Genomic DNA, 5,638 nt, shown 5'->3' on the forward strand with positions numbered 1-5,638 from the left:
GACGCCGGTCGGTCCGACAAAGATAAACGATGCCGGACGGTGCTTCTTGCTGATCTGCACGCGGGAACGGCGCACCGCTGCCGCTACCAGCTCGACCGCCTCGTCCTGACCGATGATCCGCTTTTTGAGCGCATCCTCCAGTCCGATCACCCGCTGCATCTCGCTTGCCTGAATCTTGCTGGCAGGGATGCCGGTCCACAGCTCGACCACCTTGGCAAGGTCCTCGTCGGTCACCTTCTGACCGAGTGCCTCGTCCTTGATCTGGTCGGCCTGACCCTGCAGCTGCAAAACTTTTGCTTTGTTCTCCGCCAGCTTTTCATAGTCAACGTCCGCATTTTCGCCCGATTCGTCCCGTTCGATCACATCCTGATAGACCTTGATCTGGCGGTTATATTCGTCGTACTGCGCCAGCACCTTGTTGCGCAGGTTTGCGCAGGAGCAGGCCTCGTCGAGCAGGTCGATGGCCTTGTCCGGCAGGAAGCGGTCATTGATATACCGCTCGGAGTAGAGCACCGCCCGACGCGCGATGTCGTCGGTGACGGTGACGCGGTGATACTGCTCATAGTAGCCCTTGATGCCCTTGAGCACTTCGACAGTCTGTTCGATGGTCGGCTGATCGACCTTGACCGGCTGGAAGCGGCGCTCGAGTGCGGCGTCCTTCTCGATGTGCTTGCGGTACTCGTCGAAGGTGGTCGCGCCGATGACCTGAATCTCACCGCGGGACAGCGCCGGTTTGAGGATATTGGCGGCGTTCATCGAGCCTTCCGAGTCGCCCGCACCGACCAGGCTGTGTACCTCGTCGATGAACAGGATGACGTTGCCGGCCTTGCGCACGTCGTCGATCAGTCCCTTGACACGGCTCTCGAACTGACCGCGGAACTGGGTGCCCGCTACCAGCGAGGTCATGTCCAGCAGGTACAGCTCTTTGCCCTGCAGTTTTGCCGGAACCGAGCCTTCCGCCAGCTTCTGAGCGATGCCTTCGGCGATGGCGGTCTTGCCGACGCCTGGTTCACCCACCAGACAAGGGTTATTTTTGGTGCGGCGGTTGAGAATCTGAATGACCCGCTCGATCTCCTTGTCTCTGCCGACGATGCGGTCGATGCGGCCGTCGCGGGCCTTCTGGGTCAGGTTTTCACAATGGGCGGTCAGGAATTTATACTTTTTGCGCTCCTTTTCCTGCTGACGGCGCTCGTGAGCGGAGGTCTTTTTCTCGCCGGTGCTCTGCTGCGGCAGCTCGGCAAGCTCTCCCTGGTCAGCGTCGCCTTCGTCATACAGCGCAAGCTCATTGTCTGCGTCTGCGTCATAGTCGCCGTCCTCGTCCATCTCCGGCGGCTGCATGTTGAACATCTGCATGAACGGCATCGACTGGGCGCCGCCCATGTCAAAGCTGTCCCCAAAGCTGTCCATCAGCCCCATCATCTGGTCGTCCATGGCGTCCAGCTGTTCGTCGGTGATGCCCATTTTGTCCAGCAGGTCGGTCACCGGCTTGATGTTCATCTCCTTGGCGCACTTGATGCACAGTCCCTCATTGACCGGTTTATCTCCGTCCATGCGGGTGATAAACACCACCGCCATCCTCTTTTTACATTTTGAACACAACATATTTGGATTCATCTATTGAAAAACATCCTTTCTTTTCGATGGAAACGCTTTCACTCTTTCCTATCATTATAACGAGGCTTTATGAATAAATCATGAAGCGCGTCTTTCTATTCTGCTACACAAACAGCGACAGCGGATCGAAGAAATAGAATTTGCTCAGAATCAGGGTGTCAGCAATGATCGACTGGTTGCAGTATTTCATGCCGCCCAGCAGATAGAACACGAGTTTGAGCACAATGCAGATGAGATAGAGATTGATCGACGCCTGCAACAGTCCGACCACACCGCCAAGAAAGCGGTCGATGGGAGCGAGAATAGGCGAGCGGAACACAAAGCGGACCGCCGAGGTCAGCACCCGCACCAGCAGGCCGAGGATGGCGAAGATGAGCGCAAACAGCGCCGCCGCCACAAAGCTCTGTACTGCCGGACCGACGACATTCTGTTCGAGCACCGCCGCCGCATTTCCGCTTGCACTCGAAAGCGCCGCGGAGATGGCATCCAGGTCGAGGCTCATTCCCAGAATGTTGCCGGAGATGTGCGGCAGCTGATCTACCGCTGCCTGCAGCTGCGAAAGGATCTCCCCTGCCTGTCCGCCGGTGAGGTTGCGGTTGAGAAAAGCGTTTACCTCCGAGCGGATAAATCCATCATAAAGAAACTGGGCGCCCACCTTTGCCAGAAATGCGGCGCCGAAAAAGGCAGCAAGCTGGCCGATCATCCGCACAACGCCGGTCGCAAAGCCCCGTTGGGAGCTGTATGCCACCGTCATCAGGATAATCAGCACTGCTGCCAGGTCGTACAGTAATACAACCAGCTTGTCCATATCTGTCGTCCTCCCTTTATGGATTGATGTTCATTGTTGTCTGCCCGCATCAGGATGCCGGTCGGCGGGAAGAAAACAGCTGGCCTTCCTCCTGCTGCTCTTCCTGCTCCTCCTGCGATTGGGTCTGTTCTTCCTGCTCCTTTTCCTGTTCCTGCTCTTGCTGCTGGGATTGATTGAGGTCGTCCTCGTTTGAAAATTCCGGCTCGGCGTCCTCATTCTGCACCGGCATGTGGGACGGCGCCGTGTTGGTCAGGCCGTCAGGATTGTCAGGATCAAAGTCCTCGCCCACCGCCGGTGTTTCCGGTGTGGTTTCGGTCTCCTGTTCGGTCGTGGTCTGCGGCTGTTCGGATTCGATGAAGCCCTCCTCATATTTGGAGTCGCTCTCGGTCGATTGTCCGATGGTCGGCTCGGCCGTCTGGTTCTGCTTGTCCTTATTAAAGCCGCTGAGGATATTTTCCAGCAGGTCCAGCTCCTCCTGCGTCTGCTCGGTCTCGCCGTCGGGCAGCTCCTGCGGCGTGTGATTGGTGAACAGCGAGAAGCGGGACGGCTCTGCCAGCGTCAGACGGACAATCTCGGTGCCGGTGATGGCGTAGATCGAGTTGCCCATCGGCTCAAAGTTATAGTAGGAGCCTTCGGACTCCTCGCCCACCAGCGAACAGTCGTAGGCGCTGTATTCGCGCAGCGACGAGCCGCCCAGCACCAGAATGGTGTTTTCATAGGCTTCGATCTTCTGCACGCTGTCGGTCAGCGTCGCCGTACCTCTGAGGGTGAAAAAGTTGTCCGCAACCGAAGCCAGCGTATAGCTGCGGTCCTGCTCGTAGTTGCCGAACACCAGCGCCAGACCGTTGTCATACATGGAAAATCCGGACAGCGGCTGACCCTTGTAGTCAAACTGTCCGATGGCCTTTCCGTTGGTGTCCAGCAGCAGCGCACTGCGGTCGGTGACACAGCGGACGTTGTTGCCGTCAAATTCCAGTCCCAGAATCAGCTGGTTTGCCAGCGTATATTTGTACAGTTCCTTTCCGCCGCGCAGCACGGTCAGGCTGTTTTTCAGCTCGCCTTCCTCGACGTAGGAGCTGCCGGTGGCGACCATGCTGCCGTTGTCCGAGATCGCCATGGCGGTGATGACGTCGTCCGAGCTCCAGGTGTACTGCAGCCGCTGCTTGTTGTCCATCACCTGCACCTGTGAGTGCGCATTTTCACTCTGGGTGGTGATGGCGATACAGCCGTTGGCGGAAATATCGCCGCATCGGATGGCTGTTTCGGTGGTGCCGGTATAAAACTGGTTGTTGCGGCTGTAAGCGGTGTAGGTCTTGGAGCCGCGGTCGAAGTTTAAGAGCATGGTGCCGTTGGTGGCAACCTGCGGATTGCCCATGCGGTGCTGGGCGCTGTATACCTCGCTGCCGCTGGTGTTATAAAAATAGATGGTCGTCTCATTGACAACGACCAGACTGCTGCCGTTCTGATACATGCCCTTGACCTTGCCGCCTGGTGCGTCGATCGGATAGCCTGGTCCGCCCTGAATCATGTCCAGCACCGAGCTCAAACCGGCAAAGTTTGGGGTATTGACCAGCGCCGAAAGCAGGTAGGCTCCCACCAGCACCAGCGCCGTCAGCGCAAGCAGACCCAGTCCTCTGCGGCGCGCCTGTCTTTTTTTGAGCGTCTTAAACTCTGTTACCTTTGCCATAAATCCGTTCATCCTTCCACTGTCGGTGCAAGTCGTGTTTCATCATAGAATACCTTGTCCAGATACAATCCCCATGCCGGTGCGGTCGCTCCCGCTGCGGCGCGGTCCTTCGCCTGCAATATCTGTGGGATGCTGTCCGGCGAACGCTGTCCGGCGGCGACCTCCAGCACCGTTCCCACCATGATCCTTACCATATTATATAAAAATCCGTCGCCCTCCACATAGAAGGTGACCCTGTCTCCCTGGCGCACCATGCCGCAGGCGGTGATGGTGCGCACATGGTCCTCCACCGAGGAATTGGCTGCACAGAACGACGAAAAGTCGTGGGTGCCGATAAAGCCCTGGCAGGCGCGGTTGCACAGCTGCACGTCGATGGGATAGCGGTAGTCGTACACCTGCCGGAACGAAAACGGGTCCTTGATGGGGCTGTTGTTGATCTGATAGACATACCGTTTGCCGCGGCAGTCGTAGCGCGCGTGGAAATCCAGCGGCACCTCGATGCAGTCGGTCACGGCGATGTCATAGGGAAGCTTTACATTGAGCGCCCGCACCAGGCTCTGACACGGGATGGCGCTGTGGGTTTTGACGCTCACACAGAACATATTGGCGTGGACCCCGCTGTCGGTGCGGGAGCATCCCTTGATGTCCTCTCTGCATCCGAGCACCTTTTCCAGCGCATCCTGCAGCACCTGTGCCACGGTGACGGCATTTTTCTGCACCTGAAATCCGTGGTAGTTGGTTCCCTGATAGCGCAGGGTCAGTAAAAGATTTCGCATCTGCCCCATCCTGCCTCCTTGTCGGTCTTGTTTGTTCACATCTATTTATTATACCAGACTTTTGTCGTTCTGTCATTATTGCCCGCGCCAATAAAACAGAAATTTCCGTTTCGTTCATCGTATCCTTCGTCCACATTCGACCCTGCTCTGCGCTTTTTATGGCGATTTGAGGCTTTTGCGCTGTCAAAAAGAGGGCCTGGAAACTTAAATATTTGTGAACAGCCACAAAATTTTGCTTTTCCTCTTTTCTTTCGCTCCAAAATTGATTATACTAATGGAAGATTTGAACAAATTCGGCGGCGCAGGCTCTATCTTTTGGACAAAGGTCTTGACAGCAGTCCTGACAAGTCCGCCGAAACTGACACACGCGGGAGCGGGACTGTGCACTGGACGCAGACCGCATCCCAATCTGAGAAAAGGTGGTTACAAAGGCTGATGAACGATTTTATCAAGGCAGAGGGGATCAGCTTCAGCTATCATGTGGAGGAAGGGCAGGCACCGGTCAATGTGTTTGAGGACCTCGACCTGACCATTCACGAGGGCGAACTGATGGCGGTGCTGGGCCACAACGGCTCGGGCAAAAGCACCTTTGCAAAACATCTCAATGCAATTTTGCTGCCGTCGGGCGGCAAGGTATATGTCGACGGCATGGATACCGCCGACGAGGGACATCTTTATGATATTCGTCAGGAAGTGGGCATGGTGTTCCAGAATCCCGACAACCAGATTGTGCTTCGACTTCAGGAACTCCAC

At 56.5% G+C, this 5,638-nt stretch carries 5 protein-coding genes; 1 reads left to right on the plus strand and 4 read right to left on the minus strand.

All coding sequences use genetic code 11. The annotated features are described in order from the left end of the window. The 4 genes from Q0L39_RS10310 to truA all read right to left on the minus strand — a co-directional run. A partial coding sequence (locus Q0L39_RS10310; RefSeq protein WP_296628938.1) for an ATP-dependent Clp protease ATP-binding subunit occupies positions 1 to 1,614 on the minus strand: 1,614 nt, incomplete at its 3' end. A gap of 103 nt (positions 1,615 to 1,717) precedes the next feature. Beyond that, positions 1,718 to 2,422 (minus strand): CvpA family protein, encoded by a 705-nt coding sequence (locus tag Q0L39_RS10315; RefSeq protein WP_296628940.1) that lies wholly within the window; start codon positions 2,420 to 2,422, stop codon positions 1,718 to 1,720. 49 nt (positions 2,423 to 2,471) lie between these two features. Then, the gene (locus Q0L39_RS10320; RefSeq protein WP_296628942.1) at positions 2,472 to 4,109 is read right to left on the minus strand and encodes a DUF5711 family protein; all 1,638 of its coding nucleotides are present in this window, start codon (positions 4,107 to 4,109) and stop codon (positions 2,472 to 2,474) included. A gap of 8 nt (positions 4,110 to 4,117) precedes the next feature. Further along, positions 4,118 to 4,885 (minus strand): tRNA pseudouridine(38-40) synthase TruA, encoded by a 768-nt coding sequence (truA, locus tag Q0L39_RS10325; RefSeq protein ID WP_296628944.1) that lies wholly within the window; start codon positions 4,883 to 4,885, stop codon positions 4,118 to 4,120. 435 nt (positions 4,886 to 5,320) lie between these two features. Between truA and Q0L39_RS10330 the strand changes: the two genes are divergently transcribed. Beyond that, positions 5,321 to 5,638: ATP-binding cassette domain-containing protein (locus Q0L39_RS10330; RefSeq protein ID WP_296628945.1), on the plus strand; the 318-nt coding region annotated here is incomplete at its 3' end.

Source organism: uncultured Negativibacillus sp., assembly GCF_944388365.1.
Taxonomy (GTDB): domain Bacteria; phylum Bacillota; class Clostridia; order Oscillospirales; family Ruminococcaceae; genus Negativibacillus.

Excerpts from the sequence above, each read along its gene's own strand:
- Q0L39_RS10315 (WP_296628940.1), bottom strand. The coding sequence starts at position 2,422 with ATGGACAAGCTGGTTGTATTACTGTACGACCTGGCAGCAGTGCTGATT.
- Q0L39_RS10320 (WP_296628942.1), bottom strand. The coding sequence starts at position 4,109 with ATGGCAAAGGTAACAGAGTTTAAGACGCTCAAAAAAAGACAGGCGCGC.
- truA (WP_296628944.1), bottom strand. The coding sequence starts at position 4,885 with ATGCGAAATCTTTTACTGACCCTGCGCTATCAGGGAACCAACTACCAC.